The organism is Marivivens donghaensis, from assembly GCF_030410045.1.
Lineage (GTDB): Bacteria > Pseudomonadota > Alphaproteobacteria > Rhodobacterales > Rhodobacteraceae > Marivivens > Marivivens donghaensis.
Window position 1 is genome coordinate 1 of the sequence record NZ_JAUFRA010000002.1, and the last position, 22,206, is coordinate 22,206.

At 61.4% G+C, this 22,206-nt stretch carries 23 protein-coding genes; 10 read left to right on the plus strand and 13 right to left on the minus strand.

Annotation, left to right across the window (positions count from 1 at the left end; all coding sequences use genetic code 11):
• Window positions 1-299 precede the first annotated feature (299 nt).
• From QWY83_RS01725 to QWY83_RS01740, 4 genes are all read left to right on the plus strand, one after another.
• Window positions 300-1,595 carry a tyrosine-type recombinase/integrase gene (locus QWY83_RS01725; protein ID WP_249946232.1) on the plus strand — a complete coding sequence of 432 codons (1,296 nt, stop codon included), beginning with the start codon at window positions 300-302 and terminating at the stop codon, window positions 1,593-1,595.
• Window positions 1,596-2,234: 639 nt separating this feature from the next.
• Complete coding sequence (locus tag QWY83_RS01730; protein ID WP_249946231.1) at window positions 2,235-3,194, plus strand: hypothetical protein; 960 nt, start codon at window positions 2,235-2,237, stop codon at window positions 3,192-3,194.
• Between the two features lie 789 nt (window positions 3,195-3,983).
• Complete coding sequence (locus QWY83_RS01735; protein WP_249943074.1) at window positions 3,984-4,181, plus strand: hypothetical protein; 198 nt, start codon at window positions 3,984-3,986, stop codon at window positions 4,179-4,181.
• Between the two features lie 127 nt (window positions 4,182-4,308).
• Entirely contained in the window at window positions 4,309-5,655 is a 1,347-nt protein-coding gene (locus QWY83_RS01740; RefSeq protein WP_249946230.1) for a tyrosine-type recombinase/integrase, read from the plus strand.
• Window positions 5,656-5,919: 264 nt separating this feature from the next.
• On the opposite strand, the gene QWY83_RS01745 is transcribed toward QWY83_RS01740, so the two are convergent.
• Entirely contained in the window at window positions 5,920-6,246 is a 327-nt protein-coding gene (locus QWY83_RS01745) for a YnfA family protein (protein WP_067548594.1), read from the minus strand.
• Window position 6,247: 1 nt separating this feature from the next.
• Complete coding sequence (locus QWY83_RS01750) at window positions 6,248-6,673, minus strand: MerR family transcriptional regulator (protein WP_067548591.1); 426 nt, start codon at window positions 6,671-6,673, stop codon at window positions 6,248-6,250.
• A gap of 170 nt (window positions 6,674-6,843) precedes the next feature.
• On the opposite strand from QWY83_RS01750, the gene QWY83_RS01755 reads away from it, so the two are divergent.
• The 5 genes from QWY83_RS01755 to QWY83_RS01775 all read left to right on the plus strand — a co-directional run bounded on the left by QWY83_RS01755 (window position 6,844) and on the right by QWY83_RS01775 (window position 11,470).
• Window positions 6,844-7,449 carry an SCO family protein gene (locus tag QWY83_RS01755; protein WP_067548588.1) on the plus strand — a complete coding sequence of 202 codons (606 nt, stop codon included), beginning with the start codon at window positions 6,844-6,846 and terminating at the stop codon, window positions 7,447-7,449.
• Between the two features lie 36 nt (window positions 7,450-7,485).
• A complete protein-coding gene (locus tag QWY83_RS01760; protein WP_156529549.1) occupies window positions 7,486-7,947 on the plus strand; it encodes a copper chaperone PCu(A)C in 462 nt (153 codons plus the stop codon).
• Window positions 7,947-8,579, plus strand: coding sequence for an SCO family protein (locus tag QWY83_RS01765; protein WP_067548585.1), 633 nt, complete (start codon window positions 7,947-7,949; stop codon window positions 8,577-8,579). Before QWY83_RS01760 ends, QWY83_RS01765 begins: the two co-directional genes overlap by 1 nt.
• A 116-nt stretch (window positions 8,580-8,695) precedes the next feature.
• Window positions 8,696-10,990 (plus strand): heavy metal translocating P-type ATPase, encoded by a 2,295-nt coding sequence (locus QWY83_RS01770; RefSeq protein ID WP_067548582.1) that lies wholly within the window; start codon window positions 8,696-8,698, stop codon window positions 10,988-10,990.
• A gap of 12 nt (window positions 10,991-11,002) precedes the next feature.
• Entirely contained in the window at window positions 11,003-11,470 is a 468-nt protein-coding gene (locus QWY83_RS01775; protein ID WP_067548580.1) for a DUF411 domain-containing protein, read from the plus strand.
• A gap of 92 nt (window positions 11,471-11,562) precedes the next feature.
• Here QWY83_RS01775 and QWY83_RS01780 read toward each other — a convergent pair whose 3' ends face one another.
• From QWY83_RS01780 to QWY83_RS01805, 6 genes are all read right to left on the minus strand, one after another.
• Window positions 11,563-11,988: a rhodanese-like domain-containing protein gene (locus tag QWY83_RS01780; protein WP_067548577.1), complete on the minus strand. Its 426-nt coding sequence runs from the start codon at window positions 11,986-11,988 to the stop codon at window positions 11,563-11,565.
• A gap of 41 nt (window positions 11,989-12,029) precedes the next feature.
• Window positions 12,030-12,335, minus strand: a complete 306-nt coding sequence (locus tag QWY83_RS01785) for a rhodanese-like domain-containing protein (RefSeq protein ID WP_067548574.1) — start codon at window positions 12,333-12,335, stop codon at window positions 12,030-12,032.
• Window positions 12,335-12,688, minus strand: coding sequence for a DsrE/DsrF/TusD sulfur relay family protein (locus QWY83_RS01790; RefSeq protein ID WP_067548571.1), 354 nt, complete (start codon window positions 12,686-12,688; stop codon window positions 12,335-12,337). Before QWY83_RS01790 ends, QWY83_RS01785 begins: the two co-directional genes overlap by 1 nt.
• 9 nt (window positions 12,689-12,697) lie before the next feature.
• Complete coding sequence (locus QWY83_RS01795; protein ID WP_067548568.1) at window positions 12,698-13,051, minus strand: DUF1499 domain-containing protein; 354 nt, start codon at window positions 13,049-13,051, stop codon at window positions 12,698-12,700.
• Between the two features lie 255 nt (window positions 13,052-13,306).
• Window positions 13,307-14,617 carry an MFS transporter gene (locus QWY83_RS01800; protein WP_067548566.1) on the minus strand — a complete coding sequence of 437 codons (1,311 nt, stop codon included), beginning with the start codon at window positions 14,615-14,617 and terminating at the stop codon, window positions 13,307-13,309.
• Entirely contained in the window at window positions 14,614-15,468 is an 855-nt protein-coding gene (locus QWY83_RS01805; protein WP_067548563.1) for a sterol desaturase family protein, read from the minus strand. Before QWY83_RS01805 ends, QWY83_RS01800 begins: the two co-directional genes overlap by 4 nt.
• Window positions 15,469-15,555: 87 nt before the next feature.
• Between QWY83_RS01805 and QWY83_RS01810 the strand changes: the two genes are divergently transcribed.
• Window positions 15,556-16,224: an ArsR/SmtB family transcription factor gene (locus tag QWY83_RS01810; RefSeq protein ID WP_067548560.1), complete on the plus strand. Its 669-nt coding sequence runs from the start codon at window positions 15,556-15,558 to the stop codon at window positions 16,222-16,224.
• A 324-nt stretch (window positions 16,225-16,548) separates the two neighbouring features.
• Here QWY83_RS01810 and QWY83_RS01815 read toward each other — a convergent pair whose 3' ends face one another.
• The 5 genes from QWY83_RS01815 to QWY83_RS01835 form a co-directional block, all read right to left on the minus strand.
• Window positions 16,549-17,028 (minus strand): RrF2 family transcriptional regulator, encoded by a 480-nt coding sequence (locus QWY83_RS01815; RefSeq protein WP_249946229.1) that lies wholly within the window; start codon window positions 17,026-17,028, stop codon window positions 16,549-16,551.
• Window positions 17,029-17,187: 159 nt separating this feature from the next.
• Window positions 17,188-18,333 carry an iron-containing alcohol dehydrogenase gene (locus QWY83_RS01820; RefSeq protein ID WP_249946228.1) on the minus strand — a complete coding sequence of 382 codons (1,146 nt, stop codon included), beginning with the start codon at window positions 18,331-18,333 and terminating at the stop codon, window positions 17,188-17,190.
• Window positions 18,330-19,712: an aldehyde dehydrogenase family protein gene (locus tag QWY83_RS01825; protein WP_249946227.1), complete on the minus strand. Its 1,383-nt coding sequence runs from the start codon at window positions 19,710-19,712 to the stop codon at window positions 18,330-18,332. Before QWY83_RS01825 ends, QWY83_RS01820 begins: the two co-directional genes overlap by 4 nt.
• 15 nt (window positions 19,713-19,727) lie before the next feature.
• Complete coding sequence (locus QWY83_RS01830) at window positions 19,728-21,080, minus strand: glutamine synthetase family protein (protein WP_249946226.1); 1,353 nt, start codon at window positions 21,078-21,080, stop codon at window positions 19,728-19,730.
• Window positions 21,081-21,139: 59 nt separating this feature from the next.
• Window positions 21,140-22,174: a TRAP transporter substrate-binding protein gene (locus tag QWY83_RS01835; RefSeq protein WP_249946225.1), complete on the minus strand. Its 1,035-nt coding sequence runs from the start codon at window positions 22,172-22,174 to the stop codon at window positions 21,140-21,142.
• Window positions 22,175-22,206 lie beyond the last annotated feature (32 nt).

A 22,206-nucleotide genomic window follows, 5' to 3' on the forward strand; every position in this document is an offset into this window, starting at 1 on the left:
ACTGACCAAGATGTGCCGTATTGTGATGAACTACGGATTAGCCTATGTAATGAAATCAGAGTGTTAGCAGAGTTGTTGTGCCTGTAACGGGAATAGAACCCAACGTCTAACCCTTCAGCGGCACCAGTTTTCCCCAGATTTTCTGATAAGTATCAATGTAATCTGGGGTTTACTGTTTTTACGGGACCAGTTTCGGGACCGCTTTTAGGACCACTCTGTCAGTTTTGGGACCGCTTTCGTCAGGTTTGGACGGTCGATTCTTCTTGCCTTGGGGCATGGTGGGCGGAAGAGTAACGACCATGGAAGAGACAGTGGCCCCCAGATTACCTCGGTATGTATTCAAGCGCGCAAATGGGACGTTCCGGTACAAGCGGAATGTGCCACTGGAGCTGAGAACGGTCATTCCAAAGGCAACGGTCTACAGGCAGCTGGGCCGAACTTATCAGGAGGCGATGCTGGCGCTTCCGAAAGTCCATGCTGAGATCGAGGCCCTGTTCGATCGAGAGCGGGGGACCAGTGACGAGGACAGAGCCCGGGCGATTGTGAGGGAACGCCTCGGTGAACGTCATGAGGCGATGTTCATTGAGGGCGTAGTGGATCCGGAGTGGGACGTCTTCGATGACTTCCAAGAGCTGGCAGAGGACACGAGAGGTGCTGTCCCCAAAGGCGTTACACAGCAACTGACCGCAGGGGCGTCAAAAGCACCCCCTATGAGCCTCAAGCGGGTCCTGGAGACCTACTATGCCTATAAGGCAGAGGAGGCAGATGATGGGTTACGCACCCGGATTGATCGCCTCCGCAAAGACCTGATTCTGTGTCTGGGGAAGAACCGCTTCGAGTGGACGGAGCTGAAGGACATCACCCGCGCTGATATGAACAGCTACCGAGACCTCCTGTTGGCGCGGATGTCACCCAACTCGGTGAAGCGGAACGTGGGTACGCTGAAGGCGGCCATCAATCATGCCATCCTCGAGTATGACCTCGATATCCGTAACGTGCTGCAAGCCTTGCCGATCAAAGGGGCAGGGACCAGCAATTCAGACCGCCTCCCCGTCACAGAGGAGCAACTAGCAAAGCTCTGGCCCGCCTATGCCAGCAACAAGACCGCTACAATCCTTCTCACTGTGCTGACCGACACAGGAGCGCGGCTGTCAGAGATCGCCGGACTGGTGATCGAGGATGTGGATTTGGAGGCTGAGGTCCTCCACATCCGACCCAATAGCTACCGAAGGCTCAAGACCAAAACCTCTACCCGGAGTATCCCTCTGTCCCCCAGAGCCACAGAGTGCTTGCAGGAGGCCATGGTTGGTCTCACCCAAGGAGACCCCATCTTCGCGAGTTACGCTCAACCTCGTGGCAATGATAAGGCCTCCGCCATGCTGATGAAGCGGCTGAGGACTGTCATCACGGACAAGAAGATCACCATCCACTCTCTACGGCACCGAATGAAGGACCGTCTGAGGAACACAGGCTGCCCAGAAGCAATCTCCACGGCCATCCTCGGCCATAGCAGCAATACCATCGCAGCCAACTACGGCTCAGGCTATGCCATCGAGGTCATGCGCGAGCACATGCAGAAGGTCTGGGGAGAGTAGGTGCCCCTCCCAGCCACATGACGTGGGGACGAATGACCAGGAGGGGGCGGAGCAGAAGAACGAGCAGTCCCTTCGCTCCGCGGACAAGGGGCACGCTAGGCAAAACCCGCAGCAAATCAACGGGGAAGACCCGCAGTCCCATATCTCACCCGCGTGGCTGTTGCGCCTCTGCATCAGCGCCTGAGGCACCTACAAAATCTACCACTCCGGGTCGTACCTCTGTGGGTGCACCACCAAACATCCCCAGCATGACCCTCTAAGGCTAAGACCACAAAGGCCGATAATTACCGCCGCATAAAGAGGAAGCATGTGATGCTGTTGGTCCCCGGGGTATGACCCGGGTCCTACCCCTGTTGGGTCATGTCTCACCATCCCCAGTAGGGCACCTGGTATAGCCGACGCTGAAGAAGAACCCTTCCTGCGGAAGCTCTCATTCTTATGAAGATCACAAACCAAATGATCCCTTAGGGTTGGTGTCCCCCAAACCCTTATATCTTATATATTACATATTATACATTATTCCTTATCCATTACATATTATCCATTATGGATTATTCTTTATTCTTTACATCTTATCAGTAGCTTATGGTTCCTGATCCTTTTCCATAGACGTCATTATGACTGAGAAAGTTATTGCCTATGACCCAGTATATTCATCCCCAGTTTACCCCAGAGATCCTAACCACCTACCAAGGCTACCACCTGCAGATCTTCTCCTCAGGACGGGCCAAGGTGACCCTCCAAGGAGAGGGTCGGTCCCAAGTGCATTACTATGCGGAGGCTCCTAAGCGGGACCGCGAGGCGTTTACTCGCCAGAAAGCCCGGACAGGACAGGTTCTTCGAGACCACTATCGGATCGTGGAGCAGCTCCTTGAGACGCTTCCTGATGGAAGGGTTCTGCGCTTTTATGAGCAGAGCAACCGCAACAACACAGCTGACAATGCCCATATGGTGGTGTCCATTGAGAGGGAGTGTCTCTGGCTGGTGATGGCTGAGGTGGTCCACACCTGGCACCTCCCCTCACTTCTTGCCCAGCTTCTGCTCATGGGACAGGGCCCCAAGAAAGGGGTGCCGAGTGTGTTCAATGAATACATGTCGAGCCTCGAGCATGACTGGGAAGATGCTATGTTCGAGGTGGACCACTATCGGTATGGGGTTCGAGATCAGAGCCTACTGCAGGAGACTAGGCTCTCCCAGAAGACCCTAGCGCCCCAGAGTTCGTCTCACCCCACTATGCCACCAGTGACCCCCAGAGAGCCACAGAGTGCTCTCGCTCGTACACAGCTGCATCATGAATACCCCGACGGATCCCTCGTGGACCCCTATGAAGAGGAGCCCGCTCCTGAGGACTGGGCGCTCACCCGAGCTGAGGCGGTTCCACTCTTCCGTTCTGCTGATGCACAGCCACCGCAACAGGACAGCGAACTGTGGGAAGATCCCTACGACGATCTGATCTTCTTTGTTCCTGATCCGGACCCGCAAGAACTGGACGACTACTTGCACAGTGAAGACACCGTCTCGGAGCGTGGCCACACAACGACCATAGGCAAGTCCACCCTCTACACTGGGACTGCGCTCTGGGAGCAGGTGGTGGGGTAGCAGCGACAACGAGTTGTTAGGGACAGTCCCCAGTCCATTTACCCAAGTCCCACCACGATTGCGTCCGGACCACTGCACCGCTTCGCCTAGCCGCTGTCTCTTGCCCCGTCCCAATTCGACAAAAGCGGAACGATATCATCACAATAGGGATGCTTTCCCTGTAAAATGTCGTGGAGATCTTTTGGGACGGGACTGAATCTTTATCGAGGGTTTGTGGTTTTACCTGGTGCTGTCCTGCCATCTCGTGAGGCGTGGAGTTCCCCATCCATAGAGGTCGGTGACCAAGGGACCTGTCACATCTGCTCATACCCCCACTTTGCGTTCACTGATCTTGTCGGTGGGGGCATGAGAGAGCTGGTGTGCATACTGCAGAAGCAGAGTTTGCCCTGCCCCGGTGTCCCACTGTCCCAGGGTTGGTCATTGGCCTTGGTTTACTCGACCTTTGGCTGGGACAGCGAAGTGTACCCTCTGTCCCAGGGTTGGTGTCCCATCCCCCCCTCAGAACTGAGGAGTTTTGAGCATCTATGATGGTGACAACCCATCATGGAGAACGCTTATGTTTACCTCACTCACACTGCTCGCCTGTGCGGGCGGTGCCCTTCGTCTTGGCCTGGGACTGGTCTTGTACCAGAAGACCCGGGTCGTCTTGTCTGTCCCTCAGGTACTGGCAGGTGCGCTTGTTGTTTTGGCGGGCCTGCCTGACGTTCTGAAGCCTGTGCCGTTCCCTCTCCCACCGGGACTGGTGCTGGGCTTTCTCTTGCCGGATCTCTTGTTCGCGAGGTCGGCAAAATGACAGAGCGCGATCTTTCCCTCACCTCCGGCTGCATCGTTGTGATTGCCGCCTTCGATGACGTCCCCGAACATACCTTCCGCGTGGAGGAGGTGTTCGAGGACTGTGTCACCGGGATCGCCCTCACGGGTCCTCTTGCAGGAGAGTACGGAGAGCCAGACCTCTCGCTCATCCTGCAGGTGCTCCCGAGCACGTAACCGCAACAGCCAAAACCCGTCAGTTCGGTCTTCAGGGGTCTGCCTAGTCCCTGAAGGCCCCTGACACGCATCACAAAATCCCACCTCACAGCACAAACCGGGGCCGCTGCCCCGGATAGGAGACCTCATGTCGACACGTATTACGTATGCCAGCCTCCAGCATAACACCTGGGTCTATCGCCGGACCTACCCGAGGCACCTACAGCCCCTCTTGGGCTCATCCCTGAAGCAATCCCTCAAGACCACCGACGCCCGGGTCGCCAAGGCACGGGTAGAGGAGCTGAATGCTACCTTCGCCAAGGTGGTGTCCGAGGCGGAAGCATCTCTGAAGGATGAGGACAAGAACGTCGTTCTACATCCACAGGCCACCTCACCCACCTGCACACCTGCAACCACCCCTGACACTCATACAGTTCAGCTGAAGGTCACCCGTCCCCGCTACACGCGGGTGCTATTGCAGGGGGATAAGACCGTCTCGGAGATGGCCAAGGCCTATCTGGAGGAGCAGTCCCAACGTCTGCGTCCTGGGAGCTACAAGTCGGTGCGCTTTGCGATGGAGCTACTGACCTCTCAGCTGGGATCCATACCCCTGAATGCCCTGACACAAGCACAGGGGAGAGAGGTCCTCACTCTGATCAGTCGTCTCTCTCCCAACATCCGCAAGTATCGGGTGGCTTGGGGACAACCCCTGATCCAGCTGGCACGCCTGTCAGGGGAGCTGGAAAGCCAAACCCTGACCGCCAAGACCCAAGGGCGGATCTGGGAGCAGATGACAGCCCTGATCGACTGGAGTGTCCGCCAAGGGGAGCTCTCAGCAAACCCTTGGGACAAGCTTACTCTTCTCGCGACTGAGAGGTCAGAGACGAAGCCCCATGCGGTCTTGACGGATGAGCAGGTTGGTCTGCTGCTCCAGACTGTCAGCCGTCAGTCCCAGGTCTATGGAGCACTGCTCTTTGGTCTTCTCGCTGGACTGCGCTCTGGGGAGATCTGTGGCCTGACCTGGGAGGACATCCACCGTAAGGGGAACCTTGGCCGGTTTGTCTGCGTTCGACCCAACCAGCACAGACCGTTGAAGTCGAAAGCGGCAGAACGGGAGGTTCCCCTGCATCCCACGCTTGAGGCCTATCTCGATCGGAGGAGCCCAGCCTCATCCCTCAGCACCACCGACACCCCTGAGGACCGTCTCTTCCCACGTCTGACCGTCGATCGGGTGGTGAAGGCCTATGCCAAGCTGAGGACCCAGCATCCGACCCTCCAAGGCACGGTGTTCCACTCTACCCGCAAGTGGTTCGTCACCCAGTGCGAACGCACAGGCACCCCGGAGCACTTCACCGCCACCCTCGTCGGTCACGCCTCCGCCCGCTCCGCCAACAGGCTCACCTACGGGCTCTACTCCGGCGGTATCTCCGATGAGCAGAAGCGGAGGATTATCGATGGGGTGAGGTTGCCAGTGCCAACCGGAGCGGAAGAGTGAGGTAGGGACCGCCGTCCCTCCGACGTAACCCCAACACAACACCCCGTTCGGTATCTCCATGTGAGGTATCGGGCGGGGGCAAATGAGATATTTTTTTGCACAAGGGCGGGGAGCGGATAGTCGCTGCGATGCGCGGTTCTATGAACGCGTCTCTAAAGCAGCCATTCGATGGATGGGATGGAGCTGACGCCGAATCTGACCCGAATCAAGTGATTGATTTAAATATATAATAACGCCCCAGCATGCACTCTTGCGCAAGCCCCTTCAGGCGGCCCGTGGCGCCGCGAGGATGACGAAGGCGCCGATGAGGCAGAGGGCCGCACCGACCAGGTCCCAGCCATCCGGCCTCTGCCCCTCGGCGGTCCACATCCAGAGCAGCGATGCGGCGATGTAGACCCCGCCATAGGCGGCGAAGGCGCGTCCGGCCAAGCCCACCTCGACCTGCGCGAGGAGCCAGCCGAAGGCCGCGAGGCTCGCCACGCCCGGCAGAAGCCAGAGCGCGGAGGCGCCGCTCCGCCACCAGGCCCAGACGGCAAAGCAGCCGGCGATCTCGGCCAGCGCGGCCAGCGGGTAGATCACGGCGGCCGGCACGTCAGGCCCCGGTCTGGTGGTCGGCGAGGCAGGCGCCATGGTCGCGCAGGACCTCGAGAACCCGGCAATCCGAGATGGTCTCCCGGCTGCATTCCCGCAGCATCCGCTTCAGTTCCGTGCGCAGCGCCTCCAGCCGGGCGATCCGGGCCTCGACCTCCTTGAGCTGGCGATGCGCGATGACATCCACCTCGGCGCAGGAGCGGGAGGGGTTGTCGGAGAGGTTCAGGAGCTCGCGGATCGCTTCGAGCGTGAACCCGAGCTGGCGCGCGTGCCGGATGAAGGCGAGCCGGTCGAGGTCGGCATTGCCGTAGCGCCGCTGCCCGCCTTCGGTCCGTCCCGGCTCGGGCAGAAGCCCGATCTGCTCGTAGTATCGGATGGTCTGCACCTTGGTGCCGGTGCGCTTGGCGAGCGTGCCGATGGCGAGCATGTGGGGCCTCCTGATTGCTACAGCGATTGTAGGTTTTGCCATCGGCACATACAAGGGTGCTCACGAATGCGTCATGACGGCTGCCCCAGTTCAAAAAAGTGCTTGAACCTCTACCTACTGTAGCTTGTAGGTAGCCGCCAAATCGAAGAATTGCGAGGCTTTCCGGGCGGATGACAAGACTACAGAAAGGATTGTGGGCGGCGGTTGCCGTCGCCGCGCTCGGCGCGGGGGCACAGGCCGTGATGGAATCGCGCGCGCCGGAGGTCGCCACAAGCGCCGCGTCCTTGGTGGTGGCCGAGTTCGAATTGACGGGCCATGACGGCGTTGTCCGCACCGAGGAGGATTTCTGGGGCAAGTGGACCCTCGTTTTTTTCGGCTTCACGAACTGCCCCGACATCTGCCCGACCACGCTGGCGGAGATCGCGCAGGTCATGGACGACCTCGGCCCGCAGGCTGACGCGGTGCAGCCGCTCTTCATCTCGGTGGACAGCGACCGTGACCGGCCGATGGATCTGGCCGAATACGTGCCGCTGTTTCATCCGTCGATCCTGGGCCTAACCGGCACGCCCGACCAGATCGAGGCCGCCGCCGCGTCCTTCAAGATCTTCTACGAGCGCGTGCCGGAGGAGGACGCGCCCGACGGCTACATGATGGGCCATACGAGCCAGGTCTTCCTCTTCGACCCGGATGGCGGCTTCGTGCGGCTCTACGGCTACGGCACGCCCGCCCCGGAGATCACATCGGACCTTAGCGCGCGGATCGACGCGCGGAATTAGAGTTCTCAAGGATGCCCCAAATGACATGGAGACGAAATGTTGAATAGATTTTCACGCGCCGCGTTGGTTCTTGGCCTTTTCGCTGTCGCGCCCCCCGTCCTCGCCGGCGGGGAGGACGTTGTGGTCGAAGACGCCTGGTCGCGTGCCTCGATCGGGACGGGCCGACCCGGCGTCGCCTACATGACGCTGCGCAACACCGGGGCTGAACCGGTCGTGGTGACCGGCCTGCGCACCGATCTCGCGATGATGCCGATGATCCATTCGACCACCACCGATGCGCAGGGCGTCACCCGCATGTCGCATATGGAGGCGGTGGAGATCGCCGCGGGCGAGGCCGTCGCGCTCGCGCCCGGCGGATTGCACGTCATGCTCATGGACCTTCAGCGGCCGATGGTCGAGGGCGAGAGCTACACCCTGTCGGTGATCTTCGCCGACGGGACGGAGGCAACGGTCGACGTGCCGATCCTCGGCATCGCGGCGCGGGGGCCGGCGAACTGATGCGGCGGCGCGCGCTCCTGCAATACGGCGCGCTCGGTTTCGGCGTCGCCGCGGCCACGCTCTTCGCGGGCTGGTGGCAGGTCGACGGCCCCGGCGCGCCGGACACCGCCACGGGCGACGGGCGTCCGCTGCCGCTCACCGCGATGGACTTCGCCCTCACCGACCACGAAGGACAGCCGGTCGGGCCGGAGACGCTGCTCGGCCGTGCCTCGCTCGTCTTCTTCGGTTTCACCTGGTGCCCCCAGGTCTGCCCGACCACGCTCGCCGACATCTCGCACTGGCTCGACGGTCTTGGGGACGAAGCAGATGCGCTCGACGTCGTACTGATCACCGTCGATCCGGAGCGGGATACCATTGACGCGATGGCCGAGTATATCGGCTATTTCCATCCGCAGGTCCGCGGCTGGTCCGGCAGCCCGGCAGAGATCGCGCGCGCGGCGGACGGCTTCCGGGTGCGTTATGAGAAAGTATCCCTCGAAGGTGGCAATTACACGATGGACCACACCGCGGGCGTGTTCCTGTTCGATGCCGAAGGCGCGTTCGTCAGCATCATCGACTACCACGAGCCCCGCGACTTCGCGCTGCCGAAGATCCGCCGCGCGATGGCCGCACCTGACGGAGCCACCGGCTGATAGCCGCTGCCGGCAGCGGCCTGCCGCCATACGAAGTGGCGCAGGCAGCACTTGAAGCTACAGTTGCTGCAGGTCTTATGTTTATGCCCGAACCGGAAGAATAACGGAGAATCACCATGGCCGACGGGAGCACAGAACTACGCGAATGGCGCGTGACGGGCATGGATTGCGGGTCCTGCGCCGCCAAGGTGCGCGGCGCGGTCGAGCGCCTGCCGGGCGTGGCGGATGTCGATGTGGCACTTATGGCCGAGCGGCTGCGTCTGACGCTCGACGAGCGTCAGACCTCTCCCGAAAGCATCGAGAAAGCCGTTCGCGGGGTCGGGTTCGGCATTGCGGCAAAGGGAGCGCAACCAGAGAAGCCCAAGGGTGGCTTCGTCCTGCCCGATGGTGCGTTTCCCCTGGCCGCGGAAGCCCCGGACCCCAAGGGCGAGCCTGCGGAAGACGCCGCAGAGCAGCCGCAGGAGGCACCGACGCCGTCCTGGTATCAGACAGCGAAGGGGCAGCTCGTGATCGGCACAGGGGCCCTTCTGGCGGCAGCCTGGGCATCTCGCTTCGCGTTTCCCGCGGATATCGCCCATTGGGCCTTCATCCTTGCGACCCTGATCGGACTCGTCCCCGTGGCGCAGCGCGCGTTCGCCATGGCGCGGGCAAGGATGCCCTTCACGATCGAGATGCTGATGACGATCGCCGCTGGCGGCGCGCTGGTGATCGGCGAGGCAGAAGAGGCCGCGCTGGTCGTCTTTCTCTTCGCGGTGGGCGAGTTGCTGGAAGGGGTCGCGGCCGGCAAGGCGCGCGACAGCATCCGGGCACTCTCGAAGCTCGTGCCGAAGACGGCGCAGCTCGAGGTGGGTGGCAAGATCCGTGAGGTCCCGGCGGAGCGGCTCCAGGTCGGCCAGGTCGTTCAGGTCCGCCCCGGTGACAGGGTGCCCTGTGACGGCGAGGTGATCGATGGCACCTCGGGTGTCGACGAGAGCCCGGTGACGGGCGAGAGTGTCCCGAGCCTCAAGGAGCCGGGCGCGGAGGTCTTCGCCGGGTCGATCAACGCGGAGGCGCTCTTGCGCGTGCGAGTCACGAAGGCAGCCGACGACAACACCATCGCTCGCATCGTCCGCCTCGTGGAGGAAGCCGAGAGCGCCCGCGCCCCGACCGAGCGCTTCATCGACCGGTTCAGCCGGGTCTACATGCCCGCCGTCGTCGGAGCCGCAGTCCTCGTCGCCGTCGTTCCGCCGCTGGCCTTCGGGCTGGCCTGGGGCGACTGGGTCTACCGCGCCTTGGCGCTTCTGCTGATCGGCTGCCCCTGCGCGCTGGTCATCTCGGTGCCGGCCTCGATCACTTCGGCGCTCTCCACGGGGGCCCGCAACGGCCTGCTGATGAAGGGCGGCGCCGTGATCGAGGCCGCGGCCCGCACGACCCATGTGGCATTCGACAAGACCGGAACCCTCACCCACGGCAAGCCCCGTGTCACCGACATCACGGCTCTTTCGGGAAGCGTGGACGAACTTCTGTCCCTCGCCGCCGGGGTCGAGAGCGGTGCGAGCCACCCGCTCGGACAGGCAATATGCGCAGAGGCAGAGCGGCGCGGCGTGGATGCGGCAGCAACGACCGGCGGCCACGCGCTGCCCGGCAAGGGGGCGGAAGCCGCCATCGACGGCGTGACCGTCAGCGTGGGCTCCCCGCGGCTTGCGGATGAGCGTGGCGCGCTCACGAACGACCTGCGGACCTGCGTGGCGGCACTGGAAGCCGGGGGCAAGACGGTGGTCATCGTGTTGCGCGATGACGTGCCCCAGGGCCTCATTGCGCTCAGGGACGAGCCGCGCGCCGATGCGGCCGTCGCCGTGGCGCAACTCCGCACGCTTGGCATCTCATCCGTGATGCTGACCGGGGACAACAAACGCACGGCGCAGGCCATCGCCGAAGGGCTTGGGATCGCGCATCACTCCGAACTCATGCCGGAAGACAAGGTGACGGCGATCCGTGATCTGACGTCCGACGCACGCGTGATGATGATCGGCGATGGGATCAACGATGCACCCGCGCTTGCCGCCGCCCATGTCGGCGTCGCCATGGGCTCGGGCACCGATGTCGCGCTGGAGACGGCCGACGCGGCGATCCTGCGCAATCGCGTGACCGATGTGGCGAGCAAGATCCGCCTCGCCCGCGCGACCATGACAAACATTCGCCAGAACATCGCCATCGCACTCGGGTTGAAGGCGGTCTTCCTCGTGACCACCCTGCTCGGGATCACCGGCCTCTGGATCGCAATCCTCGCAGACACGGGCGCCACAGTACTGGTAACGATGAACGCCCTCCGGCTGCTGTTCTTCCGGCCCTCCGTGGCGATCGACACGCCGCAACATGCGAGCCATGACAACGGAAACACGCGCTCCGACCGCGTATCCGCAACGACTTGAAAGGATATATTCATGACCCTCACCAGACGTGCCCTGCTGGCGATTACCGCGAGCTTCGCTGCCACCGTTCCCCTTCCAGGAATGGCCCAGACTGCGCCCGCAATCCACGTGCTGAAGGACCCGAACTGTGGGTGCTGCACTGCCTGGATCGATATCCTGAAAGAAGACGGATTCACCGTCACTACCGAGCGCAGTTTCGGCACCCTCCTGATCCGGCACAAACTCGAGAACGGCATCCCCCAGAATATAACCTCCTGCCACACCGGTGAGATCGAGGGCTATTTCATCGAGGGCCACGTCCCGCCCGCCGACATTCGACGGCTGCTGTCCGAGCGCCCCGATGCTGTCGGTCTTGCGGTGCCCGGCATGCCCTACGGTTCGCCAGGCATGGGCCTGGAAGAGAGCCGCGAGGCCTACGATGTGTTCCTGATCCGGCACGACGGCAGCACCGAGGTGTTCACGCGCTACGAGGCTGCATGACCTTCCCTGGTTTGGTCGTGTCACCGCCCCTCACCACTCGGACACATGTACTTGTCGCCGCGGCATGAACTCCCAGGCGCGGTTCGCGGTGGTCAAGGCCGATAGGCAGCATCCTGCTGCCAGCCGGTGAAGCCGGTCTGCATGACGACGACGTTCGACCGTCCCGCGACCCGCAGCGCGAAGGCCGCCTGTGCCGAGAGGCTGCCGGTGTTGCAGAACAGGATGGTCATGCGGCCCTCGGGGATCTCGTCGATCCGGTCGAGCACCTCGCGCCACTCAATGTTGACGGCACCGGGGATGGTGCCTTCCTCAAACTGACCCGCATCGCGGGTGTCGACGAAAAGCGCGGTCTCGAACACGGTCTGGTCGATCTGCTGGGGCAGGATGATGCCGGATTCGTATTCCGAGAACATCATGTATTCCTGCATGACCTCAACGGCTGCGTCTTGTGCCAAGGCGGGCGCTGCATGCAGCCCGAGCGCGACGGTCGTCGCCAAAAGTAGTTGTTTCAGGGTCATCCGGGGGTATCCTCCATTCCGGTTTCTTGGTGTTCGGGTGTTCAGGTGTTTCGTGCAAGCCAGCCCTTCGTGCCGCCCTCGAGCCAGAGGGCGTCCGGGTGGCCCAACTTCTTCAGTATGTCCGCACCCTCTGCTGACCGACCGCCGCCCTTGCCGCAGATGGTCACGGGTGTCTTTCCAACCGGCATTTCACCGGTGCAGTCTTCGAGTTCGGCCAGCGGGATATGCGGGATATGGACGGCGCCCGTCACATGGGCGGAGGAGAAGTCTTCCGCGTCGCGGACGTCGATCATGTGTAAGCAATCCGGGTTGGCCGCGAGGGCGGCGAGCGTGAGCATTTGAGCCATCAGACCACCAGCACCTTGTCGACGGCGAGCGTCGCCTGGGCGAGTTCGTCCATGGTCGATCGGCTCGCCCCCTCCATCATGTCGCCCTCGGTCAGGCCGCGCGCATCCATGGAGGTACCGCACATAAGGACGCGCCCCTTGGCGGATAAGAGCCTGCGGAGTGTGCGCTCGAGGTTGTAGTAGCCATCGGGCGTCTTCTGCCCCGCCTTGGCACAAAGCACCGCGTCGGCTATCAGGAAGACGGTGATTTCCGCTTCAGGTTCGTTCTTGGCAAGCGCGTGGGCCATGCGCAGCCCGTTGAAGCTACGCTCGTTGCCGTAGGGCGGATCGTTCAGAAGGATCAGGTGTTTCATTTTGGGTCCTCAGGTCCGGGCGCGCGTTTCAAGCTCCGACAGGAAGGCTTCGATGCGTCGTGCATTGGCCCCGCGGTCGATCTGGCCGAGGCGCGAGCGCGAGCGCATGTCGATGCGAGCGCCGCTTTCGGTTTCGGTCACGCGGATTGCCACCTCGTCCTCGAAGGCAAACAGACGGCTCCGGGCGATGGCCTCGATCTGGCTCTCCGCGGGATCGGCCGACAGCACCTCCCAGCCGCGCTGTTCCACGAGGGCGAGCGCCGCCGCGAACGCCTCGTCTGCGGAGACCGGCAGGTCCAGCGGGCGTACGTCCAGATAGGCGGCGCGCTGCGGGCTGCGATCTCGAACGCCGCACCAAGACATGCGACCGGCAGCGACAGGATCAACCCCAGCAGGACCGCGCCAGCGCGACCGTTCCTGCGGCGCAGCCAGACCACCAGCCCGGCCAGCGCGGCGATGACGCCGGCACCGGCCGCCCAGGCGCTCCAGCCGGCAAGGTCATAGGCCTGCGGCCAGGGCCAGCCGCCCGCCCGGAAGCCCCAGACAGAGACTGCAAGAAGCGCGATTGAGGCGACGCCCAACAAGATCGAAAGGAAGCCCAGAGAGCGGGCAAGCGTGTCAGGCATCTGCAAGCTCCCGTGGGCTGGCGGGGTTCAGTCGCGGGTGGGTTTCCTCGGAGAGCCAGAACAGAAGCCCGCCGGAGACGAACATGGATACCGCAACGAACCAGAAGGCCGCTTCCGCAGCGCCGGTCAGGCTGGCCGCCAGCCCGAGACCGAGCGCGCCGATCGCGTAGCCGAGGTCGCGCCAGAAGCGGTAGATTCCGATGGCCGAGCCGCGCCAGGCCGGCGGGGTGATGTCGGCGACCGCCGCCCCGAGGTTCGGATAGAGGAGCGCCATGCCGAAGCCGGCCACCCCGGCCGAGACCGACCACCATAGCGCGCCGGTGCCCATGACCACCATCGCCACGCCAGCACCGCAGATCCACATGCCGAGCACGTTGGGCCAGAAGCGCCCGACATGGTCCGACAGCCGCCCGGTGACAAGTTGCGAGCCGCCCCAGACAAAACCGTAGGTGCCGACGATCCAGCCGACCTCGGTCAAGGTCGCGCCTTGCGTCACGAGGAAGACCGGGAACAGCGCCCAGACCAGCGCATCGACGAACTTCTCGACCAGCCCCGCCTGGGAGATCGCGAAAAGCCGACGGTCGCGCCAGCTCATCACCGCGAAGACCTCTCCCGTCGTGGGATTCTCGGACACGCCCTGCGGATAGCGCGGTAGGGCTTTCGGCGGCGCTGCCTTGTGCGCGGCAGTTTCTGCCTTCGCCCAAGGAAGCGTGTCTTTCACCCAGACAACCGTCAGGACCAGTGCCAGTAGGACCACCGCCATGCCGAAGACCAGCAGGCCGACACGTGCCCCCAGCCACTCGGCGGCATATGCGGTGACGACGCCCGCGATCGCCACGCCGACATAGCCGGAGAATTCGTTGAGCCCCATGGTGAGGCCACGTTCCTCGGCCCTCGTGATATCGAGTTTGGCGGTCTGCGTCATCGACCAGCAAAGGCCCTGATTGACGCCCAAAAGCACAGTCGCCGCGACGATCCAGTTCCAGTCCGGCGCGGACCAGATCATCACCGGGATCGGCAGCGCCACGACCCAGCCCCAGAACAGCACCCGCTTGCGCCCGATCCGCTCGGACCACCGCCCGGCGACGAAGTTCATCACCGCCTTAACCGCACCGAAGGCCACGACGAAGGACGCCAGCAGCAGGAACGAGCCGCGCTCGAGCCCGAACTCGCTTTCGGCCAGCGCCGGGACCACCGTGCGCGTCATGCCGATGGCGAAACCCACCAGCATGACCTGGATCAGCTGATGCGCGACCTGGACCCGGTTCTCGCGGATGCCGCGCGTGTACTCACACGCGGTCATTCGGCGGGCTCCTTCGTCGTGATGCGCGGGTCGAGCGCGCCGCCCGAGGCCGGTCCGCGTAAAGGCTGGACCAGCATCCGGTCGAGCCAGAGATCGCGGCGCGTGCGGAACTGCTCGATGCCGATCTCCATCCCCTCATGCCCCTTGGCGGGCTGGGCGATGTAGGTGCCGAGGAGCTGGTCCCACCACGGCAGGTTGAAGCCGTAGTTCGAGTTGGTCACGCGCGGGTCAATGGAATGGTGGACGCGGTGCATGTCGGGCGTGACCACGATCAGCCGCAGCACCCCGTCTACCGGGCGCGGCAGGTCGATGTTGGCGTGGTTGAAGAGCGCTGTGGCGTTCAGGATCACCTCGAACAGCAGCACCGCGACGGCGGGCGGTCCGAGCGCCGCGACCACCGCCAGCTTGATCTCCATCGAGATGAGGATCTCCACGGGATGGAACCGCAGTCCCGTGGTCGCGTCGAAGTCGAGATCGGCGTGGTGCATCCGGTGCAGCTGCCAGAGCCCAGGCACTGCGTGGAACATCACGTACTGGAGGTAGATCGCCAGATCGAGCAACAGCATCGAAACCACAACCGCGACCCAGATCGGCACATCGAGATTGTTGAATAGGCCCAAGCCGTGATCCTCGGCCATGACGGCGAGCCCGACGGCGATGATCGGGAAGGTCAGCCGCAGGATCGCGGTGTCGAGCACCACAAGCGCGAGGTTGTTCGTCCAGCGGATGACGCGCGGGATCTCCCGACGCCTCCGCGGCGCCGCCACCTCCCACAGCGCCATGGCCACCAAGACGCCGAGAAAGGCAGCAAGGCGAATGGTTAGTTCAGCGGCGAGGATGGTCTCGGACATGGGATGTGGACTTCGGACTTGTGGGACGCGATGAAATCGCTATTATTCAAGTTATCGCTTGAATGATGTAGCGTCAGGAGGCACGACTTGTCAATCAGCCCGAAGTTGGCCCTGCTGGAAGAATACGCCCTCGTCGCGCGCGCCTTATCGGCACCGGCGCGTCTGATGCTGCTGGAACAACTGGCGCAAGGCGAACGCGGGGTCGAGGCTCTTGCCGACAAGACAGGCCTGACCATCGCCAACTGCTCGCAGCACCTGCAACAGTTGCGCCGCGCCGCACTCGTCACCAGCCGCCGCGACGGCAAGGCGGTGATCTACCGGCTGACCGACGCGAAGACGCTTCAACTGATGGACCTTCTGCGCATCGTTGCGGAGCGGAACCTCGCGCAGGTCGAGCGCATCTTGCGGGGGCTCTCGGGCGGCGAGGATGCCCCTGAGCCGGTCAGCAGAGAAGACCTGTCAGCCTGGATCGCCGAAGGTTCTGTGACCGTGCTCGATGTTCGCCCCGCGGACGAATACGCTGCAGGTCACATTTCGGGTGCGCACAACATGACGCTGACGGAGATCGAGCGGATCGTCCCGACGCTCGATCCGGCCACCGAAATCGTGGCCTATTGCAGGGGCCCTTATTGCATCTATGCCCACCAGGCTGTCGCCGCACTTCGCAAACACGGCCTCAATGCGCGCCGCCTTGACGGCGGTCTGCCGGAGTGGCGCGAGGATGGAAGGGTTGTGGAAACGGCCGCGATGAACTGACCATAGCAGCCTGATCACTCCATATATAAAAGTTTGCGCTGGCAAGCGCGATAGGGCTCGGTTGAATGACTGCATTCTCGTCATTTGACTGCTTCCGCGAAGAGTAATCGACCGGCAGCTTTGGGCCGGTTGTGTATCATCGCCTCGTCGATATTGCTTTGAGCAACCCCGGGACCGCTTTCGGGACCACTTCTGCGAAAGCGCCCACCACTAACCCTCTATAATTTCATCGAAATTGGCGGTGTTAGATTGCCCTTCAGCGGCACCAGTTTTTCTGGAAGAGTATTGAGCTATTGTTTCTAGTGGATTCAGTCCGCCAGAGGCTCAGCCCGCCACGGCAGCGCCGTTACATTCAACCGATGCCAATGGTGCGGTCATGGTAAAGATGTCGACCAGACCGCAGTTGCCTTTGACCAGATCTTCGAGCGTGACGAGGTCAAGCTCGTGAAAGAACGCCTCGAGTGCACGGCCGATGGCGACGCGAAGGCGGCAGGCTTTGACCAATGGGCAGGTGTTTGTGGCTTCAGAGAAGCATTCGGTAAAGGGAACGTCCGCTTCAAAAATGCGGAACACTTCGCCGATGTTGATTTTGGCTGCGTCCCGCGCCAACCGAACCCCGCCAGTGCGACCGCGTGTTGCGTCCACGAACCCGTTTACGTGCAGCGTATGAACGATCTGCGCCAAATGGTTGGCCGAAGCATTACATGCATCCGCAATGATGGACGATGGCGTGATCTGGTCCAAATGTGTGCCGCAATACATCAAAACGCGTATCGCAAGGTTTGTGCGGGTGGTGAGACGCAACTGAAACTTCCTCTCATCAACTGATTAGAGGTCAAAAATCACGTTTCTGTGCGCCCGTAACTGATCCAGATCAGAATCTTGGTGCGTTTTCGCGGAAAACTTTAGTCTGATATGCAGAATTTGTCCTGATCCGATGATATTCGGATCAGGGCTTAGGCATTAGATGACGGCCTCGAACAGCGCGCGAACGTTTGCCTCGTTCAGTTCGACGGGGTTACCGCCGCAGGACGGATCGGCCAGTGCTGCTGGAACCAATTCGTCGATCTTGTCCAAAGTTGCACCCATTTCGCGGAGTTTGCGCGGGATGGCGAAGCTGTCGTTGAACTCTTGGACAAAGCTGCGGAACCCGTCAAAGCCACCAGACACGCCGATATAGCTGGCTGCACGGTCAAAACGATCAGCGATCAGGGGTGCGTTCAGCTCAAGAACGGCAGGCATACAGACAGCGTTGGTTGTGCCGTGGTGCGTGTTGAAAACTGCGCCGATCGGGTGCGACAGCGCGTGAATAGCGCCGAGGCCCTTTTGGAAGGCCACAGCCCCCATCGCAGCCGCTGCCATCATGTTTGCGCGAGCCTCAAGGTCGGTGCCGTCTGCATAAGCGCGAGGCAGGTTTTCGACGACCAAGCGCATCCCTTCGAGCGCGATACCTTGGCTCATCGGGTGATAGAACGGGCTGCTGAAGGCTTCGACACAATGAGCAAAGGCATCGAGGCCCGTGCCCGCGGTGATGAACTTCGGCATGCCAACGGTCAGTTCTGGGTCGGAAATCACGACAGTCGGCAGAACCTTCGGGTGGAATATGATCTTTTTGACGTGTGTTTCAGAATTGGTGATGACCGAGGCGCGGCCCACTTCGGACCCTGTGCCAGCAGTCGTCGGAACAGCGATGATCGGCGCGATCGCGTCCGCGTCCGCACGGGTCCACCAGTCGCCGATGTCCTCAAAGTCCCAGATCGGACGGGTTTGATCAGCCATGAAGGCGACCATTTTACCGAGGTCGAGGCCAGAGCCACCACCGAAGGCAATCACGCCGTCATGACCGCCGGCTTTGTAGGCTTCAACGCCCGCAGCGAGGTTCAATTCGGTCGGGTTAGGGTCTACTTCGGCGAAAATCGCGCGACCGAAACCAGCCTCGTCCATGATGTCCAAGGTCTGCTGTGTGATCGCCATACTGGCAAGCCCACGGTCCGTTACCAAGAGCGGGCGCGTGATCCCTGCTTGGGCCAATGCCGCAGGAAGCTCTTTGATCCGGCCTGCGCCAAATTTCACAGCGGTCGGGTAGGACCAGTTACCGATGAGGTTCATTTCGTCACCTTCTTAAGATGGTAGGATTTTGGACGTGTGAGGTTGTGGTAGCCGATCACGGACAATCCACCGCCGCGGCCCGTATCTTTGCAGCCCGTCCAGCACAAACCCGGATCGAGGTAGTCCGCGCGGTTAAGGAACACAGTACCCGTTTCGAGCTGATCGCCCACGGCCTGCGCACGCTCCACATCTTGGGTCCAGAGGGACACCGTCAGGCCGTAGTCGCTGTCGTTCATCAGCGCGATGGCTTCGGCGTCGGACGAAACCTTCATGATGCCAACGACAGGGCCGAACGACTCTTCACGCATGACGCGCATGTCGTGGGTGACGTTGGTTAGGATTTGCGGCGTCAGGTAAGCGGCACCGTCGTCACCTTCCATTGTCGGGATATGAGCAACGGCACCAGCCTCAACGGCCTCCGCGATCTGCGCACGGACCTCTGTAGCAAAGCGGACGTTGGCCATCGGGCCAATCGTCGTGTCGCTGTCCATCGGATTGCCGAGCTTGTAGCCCTTAACCACCGCAACGGCCTTTTCGACAAAGGCGTCGTAGAGGCTTTCGTGTACGTAAATCCGTTCGATCCCGCAGCAGCACTGACCAGAGTTGAACATCGCTGCGTCAACCAGCGTATCAACGGCTGCATCCAGATCGGCGTCCTCCATGACGTAGCCTGGGTCTTTACCGCCGAGCTCTAGGCCAACACCCGTAAAGGTGCCCGCCGCAGCACGCTCCATCGCCTTGCCGCCGCCAACAGAGCCTGTGAAATTCACAAAGTTAAAGGCGCGACCTGCGATCAGATCATTGGTTGTGTCGTGGTCGAGGAAGACGTTGATGAACACGTCCTCTGGCACGCCAGCGGAATGGAACGCCTTAGCCATACGTTCGCCGACCAGTAGGGTCTGCGTCGCATGTTTGAGGATAACAGTGTTGCCCGCGATCAGCGCTGGCGCGACCGTGTTGATCGCTGTCATGTACGGGTAGTTCCACGGCGCCACGACGAACACGACGCCATGCGGAACACGTTTGATGTAGCGTTTAAAGGTCGCGTCTTCGCCCACTTGCATATCGGCAAGGCTGCTCTCTGCGATTTGCGCCATATAGCTCGCGCGTTCTTCAAAGCCGCGGAATTCGCCACCGTAGCGCACAGGGCGACCCATCATGTGCGCCAGTTCTGGCACGACTTCGTCGTTCATCGCGCCAACGGCAGCGACGCCAGCCAGCACCAGATCAATGCGTTCCTTCAGCGGACGCGCGGCCCATGCGGCCTGTGCTGCACGAGCGCGTTCGGCGACGGCAAAAGCCTCATCGCGGCTCAGCGTATCACGGGTGGCGTAAACTGACCCGTCGATGGGCGAAATACACTTCAGTTGCCCTGTCATAATGTCCTCATAGGGTTAAGAGCGTTCAAAGCCGCGTGCGACTTCGTAATCAGTCACGACGCGGTCAAAATCTTCGATTTCTACTTCTGCGGCGCGGGCGTAATGGTCAACGGCCCAGTCACCGAATGCTTCGCGGAGCATGTCAGATTTCACCAATGCAGACCGAGCATCGCGGAGCGTTTGCGGGATCGACTCGACCTCTGCGTCATAGGCATCCCCAGTGAATGGCGCGCCGAGGGTCAGGCCCTCTTCGATACCTGCGATACCAGCGGCAAGCTGAGCCGCCATCGCGAGGTAAGGGTTCAAATCGGACCCACCCACGCGACATTCAACACGAACGCCTTTGGTGTTTTCTCCGCAGAGACGGAAGCCCGCGGTCCGGTTATCGACCGACCAAATGATCCGCGTTGGCGCAAAGGTACCTTTCTGGAACCGCTTGTAGCTGTTGATATAGGGCGCGAGGAAATAGGTGTAGTCCGCCGCGTATTTCAGCAGACCCGCCATGTAGGATTTCATCACCGCCGACATGCCGCGTTTGTCCGCAGGGTCGTAGAATGCGTTCGCGCCGTCCTTCCAGAGCGACTGGTGAACGTGAGCGGAGGAGCCAACCTTGCTATGGTGATACTTCGCCATAAAGCTCGCCGCGTGACCGTTCTGCCAAGCGATCTCCTTGATCGCGTTCTTGGCGATGGTGTGGTAGTCGGCCGTCAGCATCGCTTCGGCGTATTTGATGTTCAGTTCTTCCTGACCAGCCTCGGCCTCACCTTTCGAGTTTTCGATTGGGATACCAGCGGCGAAAAGGTGATTACGGATCGGGCGCATGACGCCCTCTTCCTTGGTCGTTTGGAAGATGTGGTAGTCTTCATTATAGCCCGAAATAGGCTCTAAATCGCGGAAATTGCTCTTGCGAATGTGGTCATAGCTCTTCTCAAACAAAAAGAATTCGAGCTCGGTTGCCATCATCGCGGTATACCCCAACGCCTCAAGCCGTTTGACCTGCTTTTTCAGCATCGCGCGGGGGGAGTGTTCGACTTCTTTGTGGGTGTGGTGGTCGATCAGGTCGCACAGAACCATCGCTGTGCCTTCGAGCCACGGCACAGGGCGGATCGTGCTTAGATCAGGCTTCATCACGTAGTCGCCATAACCCGCTTCCCACGAGGTCGATGCGTAGCCGTCAGGCGTCGCCATCTCTAGGTCGGTGGCCAGCAGGTAGTTGCAGCAATGGGTTTCTTCCCATGCGCTGTCGATAAAATGCTGGGCATGGAACCGTTTGCCCATGAGGCGACCCTGCATGTCGATACCGCAGACCAAGATGGTATCGTAAGTGCCGTCAGATACCCGAGCCTTGAGCGTGTCGAAGTCTAGCATGGCGATGTTCTCCGTCGTTTAGGTGCCCTGCCGATGGGATACCGGCAGGGCGATTGCTCTTAGCTGTAGCGGTAAGGACGGCCTGCTTTGGCCATGTCTGCGTTGTATTTCTTGATGATCTCAACAACGCGCGCTTTGGTCGGGGATTCTGCGGCGATCTCGTCCCAGAATTCCATCGCCTTTGCTTCGACGGTTGCCCATTCAGCATCCGGGATCGAGGTGAGTTGCATCTTGGTGCCATTGACGCGCAGCGATGCTTCACCGCCCCAATACCACCACTGACGATAGTAGTGCGACTGGTCGGTGCAGACGCGGAACAGGGTCTGGAGATCCTCAGGCAGTTCGTTCCAACGATCCATGTTCGCAAAGAACGACCCAGCCCAAGCGCCAGAGATGTTGTTTGTGAGGAAGTAGTTGGTCACGTCAGCCCAGCCAACGGTGTAGTCTTCGGTGATGCCCGACCACGCAATACCGTCCAGTTCGCCTGTCTGCATCGCGACTTCTACGTCTTCCCACGGAATAGTCACTGGAACGACGCCGAACTGGGACATAAAGCGGCCAGCCGTCGGGAAGGTAAAGATGCGTTTGCCCTGAAGATCAGCGAGGCTGTTGATCGGGTCTTTGGTTGCAAAGTGGCACGGGTCCCACGAACCAGCCGAGATGTGTTTGACGCCAACCTTGGAGTATTCTTCGTCCCAGATTTCGTTCAGGCCGTATTGGTTGAACAGCACAGGTACGTCGAGCGAGTAGCGCGATGCGAAGGGGAAGTAGCCGCCGAACACGGTCACTTCGGTCGGGGACGCCATGGAGTCATCGTCCGACTGCACCGCATCAATGGTGCCGCGCTGCATGGCGCGGAACAATTCGCCTGTCGGAACCAGTTGGTCAGCGAAGTAGAGTTCGATCTGCATGCGGTCGCCTGCGATCTTGTTGAACATGTCGATTGCGGGTTTCACAACATGCTCAGCCAGAGCAGGACCCGCATAGGTCTGCATCCGCCAAGTGATGGTCGATTGAGCAATAGCCGGAGCCGCGAGTGGCGTTGCCAATGCGCCGACACCAGCGGTGGCTAGAAACTTACGTCTTGTCGTCATTTCTCTTCTCCTTGTTGGGGTTGATCGGCCCT